General features: G+C 51.8%; 20 protein-coding genes, 2 tRNA genes and 1 other RNA gene. 10 read left to right on the top strand and 13 right to left on the bottom strand.

Annotated elements, in window-relative coordinates; translation table 11 throughout:
• Positions 1 to 1,542: ABC-F family ATP-binding cassette domain-containing protein (locus FBQ85_03060; protein ID MDL1874143.1), on the bottom strand; the 1,542-nt coding region annotated here is incomplete at its 3' end.
• Positions 1,543 to 1,927: 385 nt separating this feature from the next.
• Complete coding sequence (locus FBQ85_03065; protein MDL1874144.1) at positions 1,928 to 2,344, bottom strand: LytTR family transcriptional regulator; 417 nt, start codon at positions 2,342 to 2,344, stop codon at positions 1,928 to 1,930.
• 188 nt (positions 2,345 to 2,532) lie between these two features.
• On the opposite strand from FBQ85_03065, the gene ilvE reads away from it, so the two are divergent.
• A complete protein-coding gene (gene ilvE / locus FBQ85_03070) occupies positions 2,533 to 3,783 on the top strand; it encodes a branched-chain-amino-acid transaminase (GenBank protein MDL1874145.1) in 1,251 nt (416 codons plus the stop codon).
• Between the two features lie 35 nt (positions 3,784 to 3,818).
• On the opposite strand, the gene FBQ85_03075 is transcribed toward ilvE, so the two are convergent.
• Positions 3,819 to 4,085: a hypothetical protein gene (locus FBQ85_03075; protein ID MDL1874146.1), complete on the bottom strand. Its 267-nt coding sequence runs from the start codon at positions 4,083 to 4,085 to the stop codon at positions 3,819 to 3,821.
• A 23-nt stretch (positions 4,086 to 4,108) separates the two neighbouring features.
• Between FBQ85_03075 and FBQ85_03080 the strand changes: the two genes are divergently transcribed.
• Positions 4,109 to 6,778, top strand: coding sequence for a leucine--tRNA ligase (locus FBQ85_03080; GenBank protein ID MDL1874147.1), 2,670 nt, complete (start codon positions 4,109 to 4,111; stop codon positions 6,776 to 6,778).
• 111 nt (positions 6,779 to 6,889) lie between these two features.
• On the opposite strand, the gene FBQ85_03085 is transcribed toward FBQ85_03080, so the two are convergent.
• Positions 6,890 to 7,396 (bottom strand): PTS sugar transporter subunit IIA, encoded by a 507-nt coding sequence (locus FBQ85_03085; GenBank protein MDL1874148.1) that lies wholly within the window; start codon positions 7,394 to 7,396, stop codon positions 6,890 to 6,892.
• Positions 7,397 to 7,525: 129 nt separating this feature from the next.
• Here FBQ85_03085 and FBQ85_03090 point away from each other — a divergent pair, with 129 nt between their 5' ends.
• From FBQ85_03090 to FBQ85_03125, 8 genes are all read left to right on the top strand, one after another.
• A complete protein-coding gene (locus tag FBQ85_03090) occupies positions 7,526 to 7,930 on the top strand; it encodes a DUF2914 domain-containing protein (protein ID MDL1874149.1) in 405 nt (134 codons plus the stop codon).
• A gap of 704 nt (positions 7,931 to 8,634) precedes the next feature.
• A complete protein-coding gene (locus tag FBQ85_03095) occupies positions 8,635 to 9,363 on the top strand; it encodes a hypothetical protein (protein ID MDL1874150.1) in 729 nt (242 codons plus the stop codon).
• A 2-nt stretch (positions 9,364 to 9,365) separates the two neighbouring features.
• Positions 9,366 to 9,732: RNase P RNA component class A (rnpB, locus tag FBQ85_03100), an RNA gene on the top strand.
• Between the two features lie 240 nt (positions 9,733 to 9,972).
• Positions 9,973 to 10,836: a glucose-1-phosphate thymidylyltransferase RfbA gene (gene rfbA / locus FBQ85_03105; protein ID MDL1874151.1), complete on the top strand. Its 864-nt coding sequence runs from the start codon at positions 9,973 to 9,975 to the stop codon at positions 10,834 to 10,836.
• Between the two features lie 144 nt (positions 10,837 to 10,980).
• Positions 10,981 to 11,565, top strand: a complete 585-nt coding sequence (locus FBQ85_03110; protein ID MDL1874152.1) for a hypothetical protein — start codon at positions 10,981 to 10,983, stop codon at positions 11,563 to 11,565.
• Between the two features lie 29 nt (positions 11,566 to 11,594).
• Positions 11,595 to 13,214: a VWA domain-containing protein gene (locus tag FBQ85_03115; protein MDL1874153.1), complete on the top strand. Its 1,620-nt coding sequence runs from the start codon at positions 11,595 to 11,597 to the stop codon at positions 13,212 to 13,214.
• Positions 13,215 to 13,392: 178 nt separating this feature from the next.
• Positions 13,393 to 13,800, top strand: a complete 408-nt coding sequence (locus FBQ85_03120; GenBank protein ID MDL1874154.1) for a hypothetical protein — start codon at positions 13,393 to 13,395, stop codon at positions 13,798 to 13,800.
• A gap of 18 nt (positions 13,801 to 13,818) precedes the next feature.
• On the top strand, positions 13,819 to 14,997 hold the full coding sequence (locus FBQ85_03125; protein ID MDL1874155.1) for a hypothetical protein: 1,179 nt from the start codon (positions 13,819 to 13,821) through the stop codon (positions 14,995 to 14,997).
• Positions 14,998 to 15,082: 85 nt separating this feature from the next.
• Here FBQ85_03125 and FBQ85_03130 read toward each other — a convergent pair whose 3' ends face one another.
• The 9 genes from FBQ85_03130 to FBQ85_03170 form a co-directional block, all read right to left on the bottom strand.
• Positions 15,083 to 15,745: a hypothetical protein gene (locus FBQ85_03130; protein ID MDL1874156.1), complete on the bottom strand. Its 663-nt coding sequence runs from the start codon at positions 15,743 to 15,745 to the stop codon at positions 15,083 to 15,085.
• Positions 15,737 to 15,809 (bottom strand) — tRNA-Lys (locus FBQ85_03135). Before FBQ85_03135 ends, FBQ85_03130 begins: the two co-directional genes overlap by 9 nt.
• Positions 15,810 to 15,843: 34 nt before the next feature.
• Positions 15,844 to 15,916: transfer RNA gene (locus tag FBQ85_03140), tRNA-Lys, on the bottom strand.
• Between the two features lie 143 nt (positions 15,917 to 16,059).
• Entirely contained in the window at positions 16,060 to 17,838 is a 1,779-nt protein-coding gene (aspS, locus tag FBQ85_03145) for an aspartate--tRNA ligase (GenBank protein MDL1874157.1), read from the bottom strand.
• 289 nt (positions 17,839 to 18,127) lie between these two features.
• Positions 18,128 to 19,315: a TonB family protein gene (locus FBQ85_03150; GenBank protein MDL1874158.1), complete on the bottom strand. Its 1,188-nt coding sequence runs from the start codon at positions 19,313 to 19,315 to the stop codon at positions 18,128 to 18,130.
• Between the two features lie 69 nt (positions 19,316 to 19,384).
• The gene (locus FBQ85_03155) at positions 19,385 to 19,897 is read right to left on the bottom strand and encodes a hypothetical protein (protein ID MDL1874159.1); all 513 of its coding nucleotides are present in this window, start codon (positions 19,895 to 19,897) and stop codon (positions 19,385 to 19,387) included.
• A 64-nt stretch (positions 19,898 to 19,961) separates the two neighbouring features.
• A complete protein-coding gene (locus FBQ85_03160; protein ID MDL1874160.1) occupies positions 19,962 to 20,504 on the bottom strand; it encodes a biopolymer transporter ExbD in 543 nt (180 codons plus the stop codon).
• Positions 20,505 to 20,506: 2 nt separating this feature from the next.
• Complete coding sequence (locus FBQ85_03165) at positions 20,507 to 21,157, bottom strand: MotA/TolQ/ExbB proton channel family protein (protein ID MDL1874161.1); 651 nt, start codon at positions 21,155 to 21,157, stop codon at positions 20,507 to 20,509.
• A 94-nt stretch (positions 21,158 to 21,251) separates the two neighbouring features.
• A complete protein-coding gene (locus FBQ85_03170) occupies positions 21,252 to 21,662 on the bottom strand; it encodes a hypothetical protein (GenBank protein MDL1874162.1) in 411 nt (136 codons plus the stop codon).

Consider the following 21,662-nt stretch of genomic DNA (forward strand, 5'->3'; position numbering starts at 1 on the left):
CAGCCGGCCATCCACGACTTCCACGACTTTGCTCGCAATCGCATTGATAAACGCGCGATCGTGCGAAATGAAAAGCAGTGTTCCCTCATAATCTGCCAGCGCGTCCTCCAAAATTTGCCGCGACAAAATATCAAGATGATTCGTCGGTTCGTCCATCACCAGCAAATTGGCCGGACGCCCGAGCATCTTTGCGAGCGCTACGCGCGCTTTCTCTCCGCCGGATAACACCGAAACCGGTTTAAAAATATCATCTCCAGTGAACAGAAAAGCGCCGATCAGAGTACGGCGCTGTTCGGGAAGCAGATGGCCGGTCACGCTCGAAATTTCTTCAAAGATAGTCGCCGCCGGATTGAGAATCTCGAGTTGGTGCTGAGCATAATATTCAACCGTCACGTTGTGACCGTACAAACGTTCGCCATCTTCAATCGGCAAAACGCCGGCAACAATTTTAAGCAGGGTTGATTTGCCCGCGCCGTTGGGCCCCACCAATGCCACCTTTTCGCCGCGCGCCAGATGGAAATCAAGATTGCGGTAAACGAGTTTATCCCCATAGCGCTTCTCGACGCTGCGCAGTTGCAGGACATCGATGCCAGAACGTTCCGGCTGCGGTAACCGGAACTTCATGACACGCGGCGCATCATTTTCAACTTTAACCCGCTCCATTTTTTCGAGCATTTTGATGCGGCTCTGCACCTGCCGCGCTTTGGTCGCTTTGTAGCGAAACCGCTCGATGAATCTTTCCGTCTGCTCAATTTTCTTCTGTTGATTTTTGAATTGGGCCTCGAGCTGTTCGCGCTTCACCGCTTTCTGCTCGGCATAGGATTCAAAATCGCCGATATAGGTATGCAATTGATGCAGACTGATTTCGAGAATACGTTCGGCGATGCTCTGCATGAAAACCTGATCATGCGTCGTCAGCACGATAGTGCCGGGATAGTCCATCAAAAAAGATTCCAGCCAGACGACGGATTCCAGATCAAGATGGTTCGTCGGTTCATCCAGCAGCAAGATATCCGGTTTACTCAGCAGCAATTTCGCCAGCGCAACGCGCATCATCCAGCCGCCGGAAAACGTGTGCAACGGCTGCGCGAACTGCGCCGGCTGAAAGCCGATGCCACTCAAAATTCTCTTGGCCTCGTGCTCGATGGCATAGCCGCCGAGCGCTTCGAATTTTTGACGCAATTTGCCGTAACGTTCGATCAATTCGGCGTCGTGATTTGTCGCCATGGCGTTTTCCAATTCGATCAGACTTTGCTCCAGCGCTTGCAGTTCCGGAAAACCGGCCAGCACCTCGGCAAGGATGCTGCGCTCGGGATTATTCCAAACCTCCTGTTTAAGATAGCCAACACGCGCGCCTTTGGAAATAACGAGACTGCCTTCATCGATATGCTCCTCGCCGATGAGCATGCGGAACAGCGTCGTCTTGCCGGAGCCGTTGGGACCGACGAGGCCGACGCGCGTATGCGGCGGAATATGCGCCGAAGCGCCCTCAAAAACGACCTGCGGGCCGAATTGTTTTCTTAGATTGTGAATATGGATCATGCCAACTTAACTCAAAACGAGTCGGATCTCGGACTAAAAATCAGGCGGGGAATATAAGCATACGAAGGGCAAAAAACAACGAGGCGGCCTCATCATCGAACGCGAACAGGGCAGGAGAAAAGAGATGCGGAGAACGGCAGGCGAGGTGACGGCTGTACAACCTCCACTCGATTAAACACGAGTTTCCCGAGCCGGGCAAACATCGTCGCCGTTATTTCTTTTCTTTTGATTTCGCAGTTATCCTAAGCGAGAGGCATAATTTCAGCCTGTAGTTCCACGGTTAGTCTTGCTTAAAAACACTTAAATGAAGGGATAGTCTTTATACAAAAAATCGTTATGGTCTCTGTCCCGAGTTATTCCAATAACTTGCAAATGCTACCGGCGATCAGTGCATGGAGCGCACGGCTTTCATAAAATCTGCTGTGCGATAGCGGCTGACGAGCACGGCGCTATGCATGAAATCCTTCATGGTGAGTTGGCAACGGCCATCGGACAGCGGCGTGATCTTTTCGATTTGTTTGAGATTCACGATCACGGAACGGTGAATGCGAAAAAACGTGCTGGAGGCAAGACGGCTGTACAGTTCTTCCATCCCGAAATCAAGCACGTGTTGCTTGTTCTCGGTGTAAGCATACACGAGTCGATGTTTGGTGCCAATCCATACGATTTTTGCGACGGGCAAAAAGAATTGTTTTCCGAGACGTTGGATCGGCAACCGGTCGCCGGGCTGGGAATATGACGCGGGGTTAAAACTGTTTTCCAACAAAAAGGCGGCGGGTGTGCTTGATTGCACCGAAATCATAACAGGCTCCTGAATTGGGTGAGAGGACTTGTTTCGAATAGACGCTCATAATTTCGAAAATGTTCAAAGAAAGTTTCACATTGCATTCCACTCGAAAAGGGATTAATTTACTTTCGTCCATGTGCGACGATTAAACTCCGGGGCTGATTTTTCCCGGTCATGATCCGTTGTGCTAACCGGAGGTTTGTATGATCCCCGCTCTGCAACGACCAGAAGCGCCTGCCGAAAAGACGCGGACGATGTCGCTGCCCATTCGAAAGCTCTCTCTGCCCGATTTCGACCATTTGATTTTTGATGTATATCGCACCGCCAATATGTACTTGGCCTGCCATGTTACAAGTGATGATCCCGATGAGGGCAAACATTGGCCCAATCCCTGCTTGGATATTGGCTGGGAATTTTATTACTCGGATGATTGCCCGGAAAATGGATGGCGCAGCGTCGCCAATAAAGCGCTCATCCCCATGCAGCATTTGTCTCTGCATCCCGCAACCTGCGCCTTGCATTACGGCGCTGCCGCGTTTGAAGGCACAAAAGCTTTCATTTCGGCAAAAAAAAGAGTCGTGCTGTTTCGACCGGAAATGAATGCTCGGCGCCTGCAAAAATCGGCGGCGCGTGTATTGATGCCGAAAGTGCCGATTGAACTGTTTCTTGAAGGGGTCACAGAGACCGTGCGGGCAAACCGCGAGGCCATCCCGCCCTACCGCGAGGAGAATTGGGCGTGGCAGACGCGCAATCCGCAATGCTTATACGTGAGGCCGTTGCTCATGGGTCATGGCCCGCAATTGGGCGTGCGCCCGGCCAAAGATCATCTATTTCTTATCTATGCCTCGCCCGTGCGTTCTTATTATCCCGTGGAAGGCATGAGTGTCTTGATTACTCGCGGCTTTCATCGCGCAGCGCCCGGCGGCACCGGCAACACCAAAACCGCCAGTAACTATGTTTCCGGTTTATTACCGACACAGCTCGCGCGCCGGGGATATGATTGGGTGGAGGGCAAGCCAGTTCAGGTGAGTGACAAGCCGTTCAATGACGTTCTTTATTTGGATGCCGTTCACAATCAATACATTGAAGAATTCTCCGGCGCGACTTTTCTGGCGGTGTCAACCGAGGGCAAACTGATCACTCCGCAATCCGACACCATTCTGCCGGGTGTCACCCGCGATTCGGTGATGATTCTGGCGCAAGCTCTGGGCATGTCCGTGGAACAACGGCCGCTGCACGTGGATGAAGTGATGGACGAAAAACGCATTGCCGAAGTGTTTTGCGCCGGCAATGCCGCCGTAGTGACGCCCATTGTTTCGATTTATTACGGCGGCAAAACGCGCAAATTCCAACTGGAAAAACTCCACACAACGCGGCGATTGTGGGATATGCTCGTCGGCATTCAACTGCAAACGAGGGAAGATCCGTATGGCTGGGTGCGCGAAATCGGTTGACGCCAATCCGGCGGACAAGCTGCAACTAAAGGTTCTTAAAAATGCCGCCAACGAATGGAAACAACCCAACCGGTAAAATTTTTGTCACCTGGGCCGAGTGCTGACGAGCCATGATGGAGCAGTTTTACATCACTGTATCTGATCTTTAAACCTCTCCAAGCCCGCACTTCCCTCTTATAAAAAAGCGTTAACAAATTTACCGCAGCAAGAAAACTTTCCGCACAGGCCATAAAATGAAAGGTTGTGCTTTTTTTGTTGTGAAATTTTGTGTATTTTTCCGCTCCATCTGCAATAAAGTTCACCTCAGATTCTTTACATGTAAGGAATGTACATGAGTAGTCAAACAGATAACACCACCCCGCCAGGGCGCTACAATTTCGCCGCCCTCGAAGCCAAATGGCAAACCTATTGGGAAAAACTGGGTTTGAGCAATACCGGCAACGACCCCAGCAAACCTAAAAAATATATTCTCGATTTTTTCCCCTATCCTTCCGGCGAAGGCCTGTCCGTCGGCCATTGCCGCAACTATGTGCCAACCGATGTGGTGACGCGTTATCATCGCATGCGCGGTTTTAATGTCCTGCATCCCATGGGCTGGGACGCCTTCGGCCTGCCCGCAGAAAATGCCGCGATCAAAATGAAAACGAATCCGGCGAAATTGATCGCACAATTTTCCGCCAATTACAAACGCCAAATGAATCTCATTGCGGCAACCTATGATTGGGAACGTGAAATCAACTCCAGCAAGCCGGAATACTATCGCTGGACGCAATGGATTTTTTTGCTGCTCTACAATTCGTGGTACGACACACGCGCCAATCAGGCACGCCCCATCGAAGAATTGGAAGCCGAACTGGCGAAACACGGCACCCAAAACCTCGCACTGCAGGCCGGCGTCGCCGCAGTGTTGCCGCAACAGTGGCAAGCATTGTCGCTGCGTGAAAAGCGGCACTACTTGAGTCATTTTCGCCTGGCCTATCGTGCGGCGTCCGCGGTGAATTGGGATCCGGTGGAAAAAACCGTGCTGGCGAACGAAGAGGTTGTCGATGGCCGCGGCTGGCGCAGCGGCGCGTTGGTCGAACGTAAAATCTTGCAACAATGGTTTTTCAGAATCACCGCTTATGCCGAACGCTTGATCGCTGATCTCGACACGATAGATTGGCCGGAGAGCATCAAGGCGATGCAACGCAATTGGATCGGCCGCAGTGAAGGCGCAGAGGTTTCATTCAAAACCGAGGCGGGCGATCTCGTCATCTTCACGACGCGGCCGGATACACTGTGGGGCGCAACCTTCATGGTGTTGGCGCCCGAACATCCATTTGTGGAGCAATTGACCACGGCGGCGCAACGCCAACAGGTTGTGGCCTACGTCGAAGCGGCAAAGAAGAAAAACGAAGAAACGCGCAGCGAGGAAACGCGTGAGAAAACCGGCGTGTTCACCGGCAGCTATGCCGTCAATCCGGTCAATAACAAGCGCATTCCGATCTGGATTGCGGACTATGTCATGATGGGCTACGGCACGGGCGCGATCATGGCCGTGCCGGCGCACGATCAACGCGACTTTGAATTTGCGCGCATGTTTCATCTGCCCATTCGTGTGGTGATCAAACCGGTGGGCGTCGATCTTGAGCCGGAATATATGACGCAAGCTTATGATGCGAATGCTGGCGAGATGATCAATTCCGATGACTTTGACGGCACACCGGCGGATATTGCGGTGAACAAAGTTACGGCTTGGCTCGAAAAAACCGGCAAAGGCCACCGCCGCGTCAATTACAAATTGCGCGACTGGCTCATCAGCCGCCAGCGCTATTGGGGCACACCGATCCCGATCGTTCACACTGAGGAGTTTGGGGAAGTCGCATTAGCTCCGCATGAATTGCCGGTGCAGTTGCCAGAGGTGCCCAACTATGAGCCAACCGAGACCGGTGAGTCGCCATTGGCTGCGATAGCAGAATTTGTGAATGTGACGTTGCCCAACGGCGTCACCGGCCGCCGTGAAACCGACACCATGGGCACGTTTGCCTGCTCCTCCTGGTATTTTTTGAGATTTGCCAGCCCGCACGAGGACCAAGCGCCCTTTGATGCCGAAGCCGTGAAGTATTGGCTGCCGGTTGATTTGTATGTTGGCGGCGCCGAACATGCCGTGATGCACTTGCTTTACGCGCGTTTTTGGACGAAGGTTTTGCACGATCGCGGCCTGGTGCCGTTTGTCGAGCCGTTCAAAAAATTGCGCAATCAAGGCATGTTGCTTTCTTATGACAATCAAAAGATGTCGAAGTCACGCGGCAATGTTATCACGCCGGACGCCGTCGCTGCCGCCAACGGCGTCGATGCCTTGCGAGTTTATATTCTGTTCATCGGGCCGTTCGAGGCCGAAACGAAATGGGAAGAAACCGGTATCAAAGGCGCGAGCCGCTTTCTGCAACGTTATTGGGCGCTGGCAAATGACTTTACCGATGCGCAATTTTTTGATCACTCCGACGAACGCGAACGCGCATTTCGTCGCATCATGCACACGACCATCAAACGCGTGACATACGATATCGAGAATTTTGAATTCAACACCGCCATCGCGGCGCTGATGGAATTCCTGAATTTCTTTTACGATTGCCGGCGCGAACAGAATGTTTATGGTATTTCCGCGGCATTGTGGCGTGAAGGTTTGGAAGTGTTCACCCGCTTGCTCGCGCCGGTTGCGCCGTTCATTACCGAAGAAGTTTGGCAGGAGATTTTGCGCCATCCCGGCCAATCCGTGCATCTACTGCCCTGGCTAGAGCATGATGAGGCCGCGCTCGCGGTTGACGAAATCACAGTTGTAATTCAGGTGAATGGCAAACTGCGCGGCCAGCTTACGGTGCCGGCGGAAATTGACAACAGCACCTTGCAACAAATGGCGCTGGCAAGCGAGCAAATCAAGAAATTCGTGGACGGCAAAACCGTGAGAAAAGTGATTGTGGTGCCGAAGAAGCTGGTGAATATTGTGGCGGGATAAGACGCGTTTAAGGTTCAGCCACGGCTTGGCCGTGGCTTATTGTTTTATTGTGTTTGGAGATTTCATGGGACGGCCTGGCCGTCGCAAAACAATATGCGGTATTGCTGCGATTTATTCCCACTGCCGCAACAAACGAATCATTTCGCCCGGGTCTTCAACCGCCATCAACTCCTTGACCGCGTTGTGAAAGGTGCTGATCTCGGCGAGGTGTTTATAAATACGCAAATATAAGCCGTCATCCTCATGGCCGGGCGCAACGACGACGAAGAAGATATGCGTGGGCTGGCCGTCAAGAGAGTCAAAATCCAGGCCCTCTCGCGAACGCGCGATGGCAATCGTCAGTTCGCGCAGGTAGCTCGTGCGCACATGCGGCACCGCCAAACCGCGCCCGAGCGCAGTGGTGGCGCGGCGCTCGCGATTGATCATGTCGGTGAGCAGTTTGCGCTTGTTCGTGACGTTGCCGGATTTCTCCAAGAGTTCGACAAGCTCTTCAATGATTTTTTCTTTTTGCTGCTGGCGAAATTTTTCGAGATTGGCTGCGGGATCATCCGGCGGCGTGAGCGGAGACTCCATTTCCAGCTTGATTAAATCCGTCGAGAGATAGCGCGTCAAATTCATAACGAATGGCCTTGCGAATTTTGACTTTGATGAATTGCACGGAACAGAATTGACACAAATCTACAAAATCGTTATCACCTGAAACTCAAATTCACTCATACCAAGGACTCTTTTCAAGGAGGACAACTGATGAAAGCATTCAAAATCCTGGCAAGCTTGGGTATCACGCTGCTCGCCATGGCGCCGGCAATGGCACAAGAGGCCGATACCATTAAGGTCAACCGCGTTGCCATTTGCACCGCGGTGGTTGAACGCGAACCTTCCGGAGAAGCGTTGGAGTTCGACGCCACCACTCCGATACTTTATTGTTTCACTGAGCTTGAGGGCGCAGCAGGTGAAGTGACGCATGCCTGGTTTCAAGGCGACTCGCTGCGCGGCGAGGTGAAACTCAACAAAGGCCGGGAAGGGCGTTGGCGCACCTGGTCGAGCAAAACCATGACAACCGAAATGTCCGGCTCCTGGAAAGTCGAAATTCGAGACGCTTCGGGAAACACTCTGAAAAGCGCAAGCTTCACTTTCGGAAAAACAGAATGACATTCTCATCGCCTTCCGAAGGCCGGCGCTTTCGGGAGGCGATGTTCATCGTGCAGCATGTCATAATAAATCTTGCCTCCCCCGGCTTCGGGACTTCCTCTTGTTGACCCTATCTCACCAGACTCATCGCCTTCGTATCCTGTTGCGCCCCACTTTCCAAACGGAAATACTGCACGCCATTTGCCACGAGATTTCGCCGGGCGTCACGGCTATCCCAGCTAATTTCGTGTCCCCCCGGGCAGGCTGTTCGCCTTCGAATAAAATAACAATCTCCCGGCCGTTCACATCAAAAATCTTCAAACGCACGAGGCTGGTGTAAAGCACATTGTCTGATCGCGCTTTACGTTGTCGCAATGCGTGAACTGACAGGGGCCAACAAAAATCTTGCATTTATGGCGCATGCGCTATATATTCATCCTTCGTTTTTAAAGCAAGAACTTTGTTTCGATTTGATTCACACCACAGGTAAGTATGATGCAATCGGATTTGCTCAAAACGCGTGAGTTCAAAAAGCGGCTGCTTATTAATGCCATGCACGATGAGCGATACATGCTTTTCTGCGTAAAGCTTCTCGCGTCCGCGAGAAAAAATTCGAATGCACCTGCTTGCCAGGTGCATTTTTGTTTTTAGCTGGATTATTGCTTTTGTTGGCTCTTGGGCTTTGGTACAACTATTCAAACGAATCTTTTTAAGATGGGAAACATATGCTAGCCTCCGTTCTTCAAACCCTATTAGAAGTACAAAAAATTGATCGGCAATTGCTCCGCCTGGAAAAAGCCAAAGGCGATTTGCCGCAACGCTTGGCCGAGCTTAAGCAGCGCCTTGCCAGCTCAGCGCTCAAACTGGAAGATAACAGGGCCAAGCTGGCCGCAACTGAGCGCGAGCGTCGCGCACTCGAAGGCGCAATTAGCCTGGCGAAAGAACGCAAAAAGAAATATGAGACACAGCTTTTCTCCGTGAAAAACAACAAAGAGTACGACGCCATCACGCTTGAAATCGAAACTGTGGAAAAAGAAAACGATCAAGGCGAGACTAAAGTTCTGGGCTATTTCGAAGAAGAGAAAAAACTCAACGACGACGTCTCGTCTCAACAAGCGGCTTTGCAACAGCTGGAGCAAGAGGCGCGTGAACAAGAGGCCGAGTTGAATCTCCTGCTGGAGGAGACAAAAAACCATGTTGCCGAATTGACCAACATGCGCGCCGGCCTAGCGCAAAGCGTGAAACCGAATTTGTTACGCACCTATGAACGCATCCTGCGTAGCCGGGAAGACTCCGCCGTGGTGCAGCTTTCACGAGGCGGCTGCGGGGGTTGCGGCACGCGCATTCCACCGCAGCGCATGATGGAGATTCGTGAAATGAAACAGATTTTTTTCTGCGAAAATTGCGGTCGCATTTTGGTTTGGCAGGAAGACGAAGAAGCCGTGGCGGTTTAAACGAAGCGAGCCGGATCATCGCGTCTCGCCTCGCGCAAGCGAAACGAGACGAGGAAAGTCCGAACACGATAGAGCAGAGTAAGAGGTAACGCCTCTCGCTAGTGATAGCGCTATAGGGCCACAGAAACCAGGTCTGTTCCGCCCTGCGGAATAAGAGTGAAAAGGGTAACCAGTACTCCGTGCAAATGCAAATAGGCTTACGCTTGTCCCGCTTTTAAAAATTTTCAACGCTCTGGCGGGACATGAAGAGCGGCTCGCTCGAGTAAGCGGGTAGCATGCTCGAGGTTGCCGGCGACGGCAGCCCTAGATAAATGATGATCAGCCCGTTTCAGCGGGATACAGAATTCGGCTTACAGGCTCACTTCGACAAGGGCATTCCGTCACGACGGAATGCCCTTTTGTTTGTATCCAATTGCGCACTGTATGCGCCCCCGCTGAAGCAGTTTTGATGATTTTCTCATTTCATTCATTTGGTGGTATATTTGTTTTGTCGGCAGGATCGACGATCGCAGCAGAGACGATCGGGGTTGATTATTTTTGTGTAGAAAACAAAGGCCACACGTTTACCAAGAACTTCAACCGTAGATTTCAAAATTCAAAGGACACAACATGAAAGGTATTATCCTGGCCGGCGGCAGCGGCACACGCCTCTATCCCATCACCCACGTCATCAGCAAACAACTGCTGCCGGTTTATGACAAACCGATGATTTATTATCCGCTGTCGGTTTTGATGCTGGCCGGTATTCGCGATATCCTCATCATTTCCACGCCGCAGGATTTGCCGCGCTTTCGTGAGTTGTTGGGCGATGGGCAGCGCTTCGGCTTGCAATTCAGTTATGCCGAACAACCGCGCCCCGAAGGTTTGGCGCAGGCCTTCATCATTGGCGAACAATTCATTGGATCGGATAACGTCGCGCTGGTATTGGGTGACAACATTTTTTATGGCCACGGCTTTCCCGAAATACTCCGCAACGCGGCGCAGCAAAAATCTGGCGCAACGGTGTTTGCTTATTTCGTGCGCGACCCCGAACGCTATGGTGTGGTGGAATTCGACAAGAATTATCGTGCGCTTAGCATCGAAGAAAAGCCGGTCAAGCCAAAATCAAATTATGCTGTTACGGGACTCTATTTTTATGATAACCAAATCGTCAGTATCGCCAAGCATCTCAAACCCTCGACGCGCGGCGAATTGGAAATCACGGATGCGAACCGCGCCTACCTCGCCTCCAATGCCCTGCATGTTGAAGTGCTGGGCCGGGGCTTCGCCTGGCTCGATACCGGCACGCATGATTCGTTGATCGAGGCAGCAACCTATGTTGCAACCGTCGAAAAACGCCAGGGGCTGAAAATTTCCTGTGTTGAAGAAATTGCCTATCGCATGGGTTATATTGATGCGCAACAACTGCGCGCGCTCGCCGCGCCGCTTGCCAAAAATGAATACGGCAAATATTTGCTGGATTTGCTGCGGTGAGAACGATGTCCGGCGCTCATAACAATTCGGCCATGACGAATCAGCACGATTGAAAAAATTTCAAATGGCGATGGAATAAAGCCGCCTGCCGCGAGTAGAATAAGCAAAACAAATTTTGTTTGGATCATTCTGCCGGAGAGCTCTATGAAGTCGCCTGTAATTTTTCTGCCATTCTTGTTGATGGCGTTCAGCCTGGCAAACGGCCAGGGCCTCATCATTCGCCCGGATTTTCAGCCCACCGAACTGGAATTGCGCCGTCATGCAATCAATGCACAGTTACATGAACAAATGGCCGTCGTGACGGTCGAGCATGAATTTTACAATCCCGGGGCAACGACCGTTGAGGGCACATTTCTTTTTCCCCTTCCAGCCAACGCGCACGTTTCGCGCTTCAGCATGAACGTCGACGGCAAGGAGATGGCCGGAGAGCTATTGAGCGCCGAGGAAGCGCGCGGCATTTACGAAAATATCGTGCGCCAACAGCTTGATCCGGCATTGCTGGAAATGGCTGATTACCGCACCTTTCGCGCGCGTATTTTCCCCATTCCTGCCAAAGCCACACGCAAGTTAACCCTGCGCTACGACGCCAGTCTCGCGCGCGAGGGCAACACGGTCACGTTTCAATATCCCATGCAGGGGAATCTGACCCATCGCCGCGTCCCCTGCCTCCTCGCCCGATTGCTCCAATTCCGTTCGAGCGCGAGCGCTCGCAGCAACCTGAAAGGGTGAAATCACAACAGAGCTTTTTGCGCATTGAAATGCAGTCGGAAACCGCATTGCGAAATATTTATTCACCTTCGCATCGCGTCGAAATCCGGCAGCCTGACGATCGCCATGCGACTGTAGAATGTGAAATGACGAATGCGCTGGACGGTCGCGATTTTCTGCTCTACTACTCACTCGATCCCAACGAAATCGCCACGACCCTGTTAACGCATCGTCCGGAAACCGGAAAACCCGGCTATTTCATCCTGCTCATCTCGCCGCAAGTCGAGCTTAATGAGAATCAAGTTCAGGCCAAGGATTTGGTCTTGGTACTCGACACCTCGGGCAGCATGGCGGGCGAAAAAATCGAGCAGGCCAAAGCAGCCTTGCGTTATTGTTTGCAACGGCTCGGTGAACGCGACCGTTTTGGGCTGGTAACCTTCAGTTCCGAGGCCAGAGTTTTTCGGTCGACACTAGCGGGTATTACTGAACGCGAGGATGCGCTTTGGCAGGTTGATAAACTGGAAGCCACCGGCGGTACGAACATCAACGAAGCCTTGCTTGCTGCGCATAAACTTTTGCGTGACTCACCGGCGGGACGCGGCATGATCATTTTTCTTACTGATGGCTTGCCTTCCGTGGGCGTGCAAGATGAAGGGCAAATTCGGCGCAACCTCCAGCAGGCCAACAGCAACGAGGTTCGCCTGTTCTCATTCGGCGTCGGCTTCGATGTCAACACCAAATTGCTCGACGGCCTCGGCCGCGATCATCACGCTTTCGCCGATTATATTTCACCGCAAGAGAATATCGAAGAACGCGTATCGACATTCTATGATAAAGTCCGCTACCCGGTGATGCGCAACATGGAATACGAATTTCGCGGCACGGACGTAAGGCTGTTGTCTCCGCGCCAACTGCCGGATTTATTCAAAGGCGGGCAAATTATTCTGGCGGGCCGCTACCAGCAAGCGGGGCATGCCAGCTTGATTCTGCGCGGACAAGCCGGAGAGCAGCGTCAAACATTTCAATATGAATTTGATTTTCCCCGGCGCGAGCGCGAACGCGAGTTTGTGGCAAGACTGTGGGCCACGCGACGCGTCGGCGATTTGCTGGAGGACATTCGACTCAACGGCGAAAACGCAGAATTAAAAAACGAAGTGATCAGCCTGGCAAAGGAATTCCGCCTGGTCACGCCCTACACTTCATATCTCGTTCGGGAAGAGGAAACGTTAGCAGGAGATGCTGCAGCTTTGCCTGGTGTATTCCAGCAAATGGAGAGACGCTGGGCCGCAGAGCCGTCGCGGGAAATGCTCATGAAGGCCTCTTCCGGTGCAGGCGCAGTGGCAATGAGCCAATCCATTCGTGAGATGAAGGAGGCCGAGGTTGTCGCTGCACCGAAACAGGCCAGCGTGGTTGTCGTAAAAGGGCGTGTCATGGCGCTAAATCCGGACGGCGTCTGGATCGATACGGAGTTCAAACCAGTACTCGAGACGGTTAAAATTGTCTTTGCTTCGAATGCCTACTTCACGTTTCTTCGCCTCTTTCCAGAGGCCGGGGATTTTTGCCGTCTCGGCCAGAAAGTGATTTTTAATTGGCAAGGTAAATTCGTCGAGATCGGAGAAAAAGGCGAAAAACAAATGGATGCAACCAAATTGCGCGAGTTGATGAATTGAAGGATTGACTCTCATCGCCCGTTCGTTAAAGACGAAGATTGTCAGCCGAGCCCAACAATCCAGTCATGTTGAAAGCCGGCAAACGCTTTGTTATTTTGATTTGGAAATTTTCCAGAAACTTTGCATAATGGCGTCATCAACTCTGCATTCCGTTTCAAAGAAATACAGGAGAATAATTATGAGCCTGTGGGAAAAAATTGCAAAAGATTTGCAGCAAAGCGCCACAACATTCAGTGAAATGGCCAGTGATTTCATTAAAAGCGGCGCCGAAGTGATTCGTGAGGGTATTGAAGTCGCTTCCGAAAAAACCGCACAAGCCACCAAGCTCGCCAAGCTCAAGTGGGAAAAGAGCATGATCCATCGTGATATTGAGAAGGCCTTTCTCGCGCTCGGCGGTCAAGCCTATGAGCTTCACGTGCAGGGAAAGCTGGCAGATTTAGCGACGGTGGCTTTCGATAAGCTCGAAGAGTTGCGCATTCTCGAAAGCAAGCTTGACGGCAAAGATCAAGAAATTGCCGATCTCCAAAATACCGCCACGGCTAGCGCCCCCAAGCAAGACACAACGGCACATTCGACCCAATCATGAAATAGACAGGAGACCAGCATGAGTTACATCAACAAAGCCTATGAGCCCAAACCTACGGATGTCTTGTGCAGCTATTATCTTGAACCGGCGCCCAAAAGAACATTAATCGAGGCCGCCGAGGAGTTATGCAAGAAAGCTTCTGTTGATGTTTTAGGTGGAGAAATCGTGAGCAAGCTGCGCGCTTCCGCATACGAAGTGCATGAGGAGGGTACGCAGGTGGCCTTTCCTGCCGAGCTTTTTGAAGGCGGGAATATTCCGCAAATGTTGACGATCATCGCAGGCAAAATTTTTGGTTTGGAAAAAATTGCAAATTTACGTTTGCAGGATGTGCGCTTTCCGGAATGGTGGATAAAAAGTTTTCGCGGCTCTGCGTTTGGCAGCAAGATTGTCGAGAAGCATTTCGGCAATCCAGCGCGTCCGCTAGTGGCGTCACTCATCAGCCCGGAAGTCGGCCTGCCCCTCGATGCATACAAAGAAAAGGCGGAGGCCTCGTTCTTGGGCGGCTGCGACATCGTGCGTGACAGCCCGCAGATTCACAACATGTCCCTCAATCCATTTGAGAAGCGTGTCGACGCAATTTTGGCGTTGACGCGAGAGTGTTCACAAAAAACCGGCATGCCGAAAATGTATTTTCCCAACGTCAGCGGCTCCGGCGATGTTGTGTTGAGTAGAATTAACTATGTGATGAAAAAAGGCGGGCGGGGCGTGGTAATTGATTTTCAGGCGTGCGGTTTTAGTATCCTGCAAATGGTGCGCAATGAGTTCCCCGAATTGATCGTTTATGCCGATCGCACCTCGCATGCTGCGACAGCACGAAATAAACGCCAAGGCATTTCAATGACAACGCTTGGCAAGCTGGCACGCCTCGCCGGCGCCGATCTCGTCGAAATCGGCTCTATTACCGGCGACATGGTCGAAACGGAAGCGCATGTCGTGCAACTGCATACGAATTTATTGGCAGATTTATTCAAGACGCGCGACCCGCATCGGTTTGATCAGAACTGGCACGGCATCGGAAATAGCCTGCCGGTAACTTCCGGCGGCCTTAAGGCAAATGACGTGCGCGAATTGCGCAATCGTTTCGGCAATCAGATCGTGCTGCAATTCAATCGCAGCATGACGGGCAAAGAACACGTCTCGAAGCGCCACATCGAGATGTTCCTGGATGAGCTTGGCCCGCTGGTGCCGCTGGTCTAACAAATCGGCGATTGCCATTTCCTTACTTTACCCAATAAAAAAGGCTCGTCCTGCGAGCCTTTTTTTATTTCTTGTTGCGCCGAAATCAGGCTGCTTCGAGTTGCGTGACTCGAACATTCAAATTACTCTGGGCCTCATTCTGATCGCTATCAGATTCTTTCAAACGACTGATTTCATCTTTTAAGCGTAATTGTCCCACCCAGAGCGCGGTTTTTTCTGTATGGAACTCGTCATATTGTTTTCGGACAAAATCCATCATTGTCAAAATCTCGTTGCGCAATTTCGCGTCGTTTTGCTCGATCGCTTCTATCCTTGCAAGCAGCATGCCTCCAAATGTCGCAAACTGCTTTTGAATCTTCACTTCGAATTTATAAAAGGCTTGTTTCATTTCCTGACGGAGCTTCGGGGATTCCTTTGCCGATTCCTGGCGAACCTTCTTGAATTCCCTTGCTGACTCTAGACGGACTTTCTTGAACTCTCGTTTTGATTTCCGACGCATTAACCCAATTTTGCTGGACAAGCCATCCACTCTTTTCTCGAGTCGACTCGACCCATTATTGGGGAGCCGCCTTGTCTTCTTACGAGATTTCATAGGCATAAGGTTTTCCCTCCAATTTGAATTCGTGGCATGATAACGAGTCGTTTTTTGAGTCGCAACCATTTTTTTAAAACCTTTGCAAACAACAAAGGCTCGCACTAAGCGAGCCTCGTTTTTTCCTTCCTCCCTCTTGACCAACAGTGCGCCCACTAGGAATCGAACCTAGAACCTCCGGATTAAGAGTCCGCTGCTCTGCCAGTTGAGCTATGGGCGCTTGTCGCAAATTTGCCAGTTTAGAAAACAAACTGTGAGGGTGGAGAGAATCGAACTCTCGGCCAACGGCTTAAAAGGCCGCTGCTCTACCAGCTGAGCTACACCCTCTACCTTTACAAACAAAACGCCGCCAATATAATGAATTTGACACTGGCAGTCAATCTAAATTTCCCTGTAACAAGCGCAAAACCGCGCCGGCTTTGTCTGCTTCTTGGGGCTTTTTCAGGCCTGGCCGGCCCAACAGTACTCTATTAAATCAATTTGATGCCAAGTTCCTGCAACTGTTTTGGAGTAACAGGTGAAGGCGAGTTGTCCATCAACGAAACGGCAGAATTGGTTTTGGGGAACGCGATCACATCTCGAATGGATTTGCGCCCGGCCAGCAACATCACCAGCCGGTCAAAACCAAAGGCAATTCCGCCGTGAGGCGGCGCGCCATATTCGAATGCCTCCATCAAGAATCCGAATTTTTGTTCTGCTTCTTCGTCGCCGATATTGAGCAATTTGAACATTTTCTGCTGAATATCACGGCGATGAATACGAATGCTGCCGCCCGCGATTTCAACGCCATTCAGCACAAGATCGTATGCTTTTGCACGGACGTCGCCGGGCGCGGAGTCCATCAAAGGCAAATCTTCATCGAGCGGCGAGGTGAACGGATGATGACAGGCCACCCAACGCTGTTCTTCTTGATCGAACTCAAGCAAAGGAAATTCTATTACCCACAACAAGTTTATTTTGTCTTTGGGAATAAGATCTTCGGCCTGAGCCAGTTTCAGACGCAACGTTCCGAGGATCTCGCGGGCTTTTTCTTTCTTATCCGCGATGAACAACAACAAATCATCACCCTGAACGGCGAAGCGGCCATTGACCTGGTTGACAAAACTCTCTGAGAAAAATTTTGCGGCTGATCCTTGCCAGCCTTCACTCGTGCTCTTGAGCGCCACCAAACCTTGCGCTCCCATTTGTGCGGCCTGCAATGTGAGATCGTCGATCTGTTTGCGTGAATATTTTGCGCCGCCTTCAAGACAAATGCCTTGCACGGTTTTGCCGCCCTTGGCCGCCTCGACAAAAACGCGAAAGCCGCATTCACCGGCCAGGTCGGTAATCTCACGGATTTCCATGCCAAAACGCGTGTCCGGCCGATCACTGCCAAAACGTGATACCGCTTCGGCGTAAGTCATGCGCGGCAACGGCAATGTGACCGGCTTCCCGAGAGTTGCCTGCACCATTTCGGCGACCAGGCCTTCCATCATGCTAATCACATCGTTATGATCGACAAATGACATTTCCACGTCGATTTGCGTGAATTCCGGCTGGCGATCGGCGCGCAAATCTTCGTCGCGGAAACAACGCACGATCTGGAAATAGCGATCCAATCCCGCGACCATCAACAGTTGTTTATAGGTTTGCGGGCTTTGCGGCAACGCATAAAAATTGCCATGATAAAGCCGGCTCGGCACCAGGTAATCGCGTGCGCCCTCAGGCGTGCTTTTCATGAGCATCGGCGTTTCGATCTCAATAAAATTATTGCGATCAAAATAGCGCCGCGTGAGCTGCGCAAGTTGATGGCGAATGATCAAATTGCGTTGCATTTCCGACCGGCGTAGGTCGAGATAACGGTATTTCAGACGCAGCTCTTCCGCCGCTTCAAAACGATCGCCAATCTCAAAGGGCGGCGTTTTAGCCGGGTTGAGAATTTTCAATTCCGTCGCCAAGACTTCAATTTCGCCGGTGGCAATATTGGCATTCGTCATGCCCGCGGGCCGTGCTTTGACTTTACCTTTGACGGCAATCACAAACTCGCTCCGCAGGCTCTGCGCCAGCGTGTGCATTTCTTCATTTTCCGGCGCAAACACGACCTGGGTCTTGCCATAGCGGTCGCGTAAATCCACAAACAAAACGCCGCCATGATCGCGCCAGCTATCGACCCAGCCGTTCAAAATCACATTATTGTCGCAATGTTCTTTTCGCAATGCGCCACATGTGTGCGTCCGCTTCCATGTTCCGGATTCGTTTAAGCCTGCCATGTTCTTAGATGTGACTCCCTCTTGAGTTGCACGATTTGTTGCCAACGTCGTCCTCCTTGCCTGTGTCGATTTTTTGCAGGATGCTTTAATCAGATTGCCGCCGCTCAGGCTCTCATGTCATGCACGACAAACGAACACATAAGCCGGCGATAAAATTATCTTGTTCACACGGTACAATCGTCAGGCCGGAATATAAAAATTTCTAACAAAATAAAAAACCGCTTATCTAGCGACCCAACGCGGTCATCGCTAAAGCAAGCGGTTCAGAATTAGAGTCAAAACTATTAAATCAGTAACCGAAGGTGTACACCTGTCTAACAGTCGTATTGCCCTTTTTGGGGTCGATTGCACCAAAATCATCCCACCGCCGGATGCGACTCAGAATACAATCTTCCACTTCAGAATTCGTGCTGCTCTTGGAAATGATTGTCGCGCTTTCGACAGTGCCTTGTGGTGTAATTACGAATCTCACGACAACTTTGCCTTTGAGATTCGGGTCACGTTTGATAGCGCGCTGATAGCAATATTCAATCGCCGGACTATGACTTGCCACCACTGCCTGAATGGATTCGGCATCGCGGCCGGTGCCGCCCACTTGCCCTTCTTCCGTTTCGATCAACGGCTTTTCACTGGTGATCACCAGCTCACCCGAGCGGCTCACGCCTTTGGCCTTGCCTTCGCCCAGCCCTTGTACCAAAGCGTCAATATTGCCGCCGCCAGTTTCACGACCGCCGCGGACACGGCCTTTACCAGGCCCTCCCGAGCCAACGCCACTGCCTTCCGCACCGGCTCCGCCTTCAGCCTCGCTGCTGCTGCCGGCGCGTTTGATGCCGCTAACGCCTGCAAGAGCTTCGTCGAGATTGGCGTTGGGATTGTGATCACCAAGCAAATCAGCCGCTTCGTTACCACTCGCCATTCCGCTGTTGCTCGTCAACAGGCCGAGCAGGCCTTGATTGCCAACTTGTTCTCGAATAACTGCGCGTGAGCGCCGCCCGCCCGCTGCCGGGCCACTCGTTCCGGCAATTTCACCGCCTCCACCTCCCGGCTCTCCGGTGTCATCTCCCTGGCCGCTGCTTTGCCCTGTTGTTCGCCGCGACGCTCCGGGATTGACGATGCCCGTAGGCGTGCGAACAGTACTCGCCGTCGGCTCCTCTGAGGGTAACTCATCAGGCGCGACATCCAACGGTGTTTCGACAAATTGGGTTTCGCTTGACGCCTTTTCCAAGACAAGCCGGGCAAACTGCTCTTGCACCCGCGCCACATCGTGTGTTGGCGGATTTTTTACAAAATAAACAATGACGAGAAAATGGATGATCAGAGAGGCAACCAGCGTCACTGAAAAGCGGCGATCAAGCGTTTGCCACCAATTGTACTCGAATTCCTTCGGGAATACGAGGCCAGACCTCGGTGTGCCCTCATGCTGTCGTTGCGTGCTGCTCTGCGCCGGCATATTGTCCTTCAGGGTTACTTGGCTCAACAGATTTAAGATTTAATTCAGCAGATGTTGTATTCATCCATGAAACAGAGTCATGGCGGTGCGCTGTAACTATTCGCTGCCTTCGCGGTAAACGACCAGCCGCATGTTCGGATAGTCCGAAACGCCGCAGGTACGCATCACTTTCACCAATTCGGCGTAGGGCAGCTCTTTGTCGCCCTGGATCATGACTCTGCCGGAAAATTTGACGCCGTAATCGACTTCCATTTTCTTCGCTTGTGTACTGTAGTAACGCAGGCGCTCCCGCAATGGTTTGATAATGCCATTCTCAACCACCGCAGGATTATTGGACATCACGTCATCCATCGTCGCGACTTTCTCGTGATTGACTAGAATAATCTGCTTGGATACGATCAAATCCAAACCCACCTGGGCCGGCTCTTCAATCAAGGAGTTCGGCAGTTTCAAATATTCCGAAGGCGAGATGAGCTGGCCCTCGGTGGAGAATGTCTTCAGCAAAAACACGAGAATGATCGTGAACATATCCATCATCGAGGTGAGATTGAGTTTCACCTCGACGGCTTTGGTGTCGTGCTTTTTGATTCTAGAAGGTATAAAAGCCATATCGCATGCCGGAAAAGTTGTTTCGAATTTCACGAGCGCAGGTTGTGCGCCCCGCCGCCCGCCGTCAGATGACGCCGGCGCTCAAAGACACTTGCGGAAAAAGAATCATGGGCCCACCTTCGAGGCGTATCATGCGCGCCGCGTCCATCGTGCTGACCAGTACTTGGTAACGGATCTTATTCTCAGCCTGAATGATGATGGATTCGGAATCCGAGAAGCCGTTGCCAATATTTTGTTTGATCTCATGGAGCTTTTGGGAAAGCGCTTGAAAATCATACTCGCCGTTTGTTTGGATGGGAATGGTCGGCCCGGTCGCCGTTGCGCCCGTGAGCATTGCCGCCGCGCTGGAAATATAGAAGCCCTGATCGGTGATCGACACTGTGAGATCCAGTTTGCGCTGCGCTTCTTTGGGCGCGCTGCCGCTCGCCATGCCGGCGGTTGCGCCGGCGGCCGGCGGCAAATTCAGCTCAATGATGCCGATCTTGATGAACTGCGCCGACGAGAGCAGCAACGGAATCATCACCACCATCAAATTCATGATGGGCGTGAGATTTAATTCCGTGCTCTCCTCCTTGATGTGCCGGCGCTTCGAAGGTTTAAAAGCCATGGCTATTTATTCCCGGTGAGAAGATTGATCAGCTTCACGGTGTGCTCGTCGATCTCATCGATGATCTTTGCGGTTTTGTTGAACAAAAACGTGTAAATCAACACGGCTGGAATGGCCACGGCCAAACCCATCAATGTTGTATTCATTGCCGCACTGATGCCGGCCGCGAGCATGCGCGCCTTCTCCGCCGCATCAATTCCCGGAGATGAAACCGCCTTGAAGGCGAGAATCAAACCCCAGATGGTGCCCATAAGGCCGAGCAACGTTGCCACGTTGGCGAGCATGGCCAAAAAACTGGTGCGCTGATTCAACCGCGGAATCACTTCCAGCGTGCTTTCGTCCACACTGTTTTGAATGGCGCGAAAATCCGTCACTTCCTGCTCCGCCACGCGGCGCAAGCTGGCGCCCACGACTTGCGCCAACGCCTTTTCCGGCGCTGCGTCACACAAGGCCAGGGCTTTCTTGTATTCGCCGGCGCGTACGAGCTTGCGAATCTCGGACATGAATTTGCTGGCGTTGATGTTCGAGCGTACCATCAGAAAATAGAAGCGCTCAATGGCGATCGCTGCTGCGAAAGCGCCAACGACGAGAATGGCATACATGTAGGGGGCGCCGTCGGCTTCCCACCGAAAGGCTTCGATAAAACTATCCATGAAAAAACCTCCTAATACGTTATCCTTAGTTTGTCTGAAAATTCCATCCGGTGAATTTGGGGGTCTATTTTGTGTATTGCGCTAGACAATACCATCAATCCTTTTTCTTTGCGGGAATTTTCTTAAGCCCGTCAACTTTTTGCGGTTGATCGATAGTGTCATCGTGCAGCAATATTCCTTTCGAAACAGATTTGAGTTCCCGCGCAAAACTGCGCTCCAGTTCGCGCATCTCTCCGAAATCAGGTTTGACGCGTTTGGGGATAATATCCACGTTGGGCTTCTCAATGACGGCTTCGATGGCAATGGCTTCCAGCTCAAGCTCATTCAGGTCGGATTTCTCTTTGGCCGCGGCCGGCAGTTTCTTTGCCGTGTCAGCCGGCGCTTGCTGCCGAACGAGGCCAGAGTTTCTTTGCAGCGAATCCGGCGTGGCCGGCTGCGCTTCCTGCGCCGACGCTGATCCCACGCCTGCAAGCAAGAGCATTAAAAAAATGGACCGGGCTAACAT

This window comes from Cytophagia bacterium CHB2, assembly GCA_030263535.1.
GTDB lineage: Bacteria > Zhuqueibacterota > Zhuqueibacteria > Zhuqueibacterales > Zhuqueibacteraceae > Coneutiohabitans.

Excerpts from the sequence above, each read along its gene's own strand:
- FBQ85_03065 (MDL1874144.1), bottom strand. The coding sequence starts at position 2,344 with ATGATTTCGGTGCAATCAAGCACACCCGCCGCCTTTTTGTTGGAAAAC.
- ilvE (MDL1874145.1), top strand. The coding sequence starts at position 2,533 with ATGATCCCCGCTCTGCAACGACCAGAAGCGCCTGCCGAAAAGACGCGG.
- FBQ85_03080 (MDL1874147.1), top strand. The coding sequence starts at position 4,109 with ATGTACATGAGTAGTCAAACAGATAACACCACCCCGCCAGGGCGCTAC.
- FBQ85_03085 (MDL1874148.1), bottom strand. The coding sequence starts at position 7,396 with ATGAATTTGACGCGCTATCTCTCGACGGATTTAATCAAGCTGGAAATG.
- FBQ85_03090 (MDL1874149.1), top strand. The coding sequence starts at position 7,526 with ATGAAAGCATTCAAAATCCTGGCAAGCTTGGGTATCACGCTGCTCGCC.
- FBQ85_03095 (MDL1874150.1), top strand. The coding sequence starts at position 8,635 with ATGCTAGCCTCCGTTCTTCAAACCCTATTAGAAGTACAAAAAATTGAT.
- rfbA (MDL1874151.1), top strand. The coding sequence starts at position 9,973 with ATGAAAGGTATTATCCTGGCCGGCGGCAGCGGCACACGCCTCTATCCC.
- FBQ85_03110 (MDL1874152.1), top strand. The coding sequence starts at position 10,981 with ATGAAGTCGCCTGTAATTTTTCTGCCATTCTTGTTGATGGCGTTCAGC.
- FBQ85_03115 (MDL1874153.1), top strand. The coding sequence starts at position 11,595 with ATGCAGTCGGAAACCGCATTGCGAAATATTTATTCACCTTCGCATCGC.
- FBQ85_03120 (MDL1874154.1), top strand. The coding sequence starts at position 13,393 with ATGAGCCTGTGGGAAAAAATTGCAAAAGATTTGCAGCAAAGCGCCACA.
- FBQ85_03125 (MDL1874155.1), top strand. The coding sequence starts at position 13,819 with ATGAGTTACATCAACAAAGCCTATGAGCCCAAACCTACGGATGTCTTG.
- aspS (MDL1874157.1), bottom strand. The coding sequence starts at position 17,838 with ATGGCAGGCTTAAACGAATCCGGAACATGGAAGCGGACGCACACATGT.
- FBQ85_03155 (MDL1874159.1), bottom strand. The coding sequence starts at position 19,897 with ATGGCTTTTATACCTTCTAGAATCAAAAAGCACGACACCAAAGCCGTC.
- FBQ85_03160 (MDL1874160.1), bottom strand. The coding sequence starts at position 20,504 with ATGGCTTTTAAACCTTCGAAGCGCCGGCACATCAAGGAGGAGAGCACG.
- FBQ85_03165 (MDL1874161.1), bottom strand. The coding sequence starts at position 21,157 with ATGGATAGTTTTATCGAAGCCTTTCGGTGGGAAGCCGACGGCGCCCCC.
- FBQ85_03170 (MDL1874162.1), bottom strand. The coding sequence starts at position 21,662 with ATGTTAGCCCGGTCCATTTTTTTAATGCTCTTGCTTGCAGGCGTGGGA.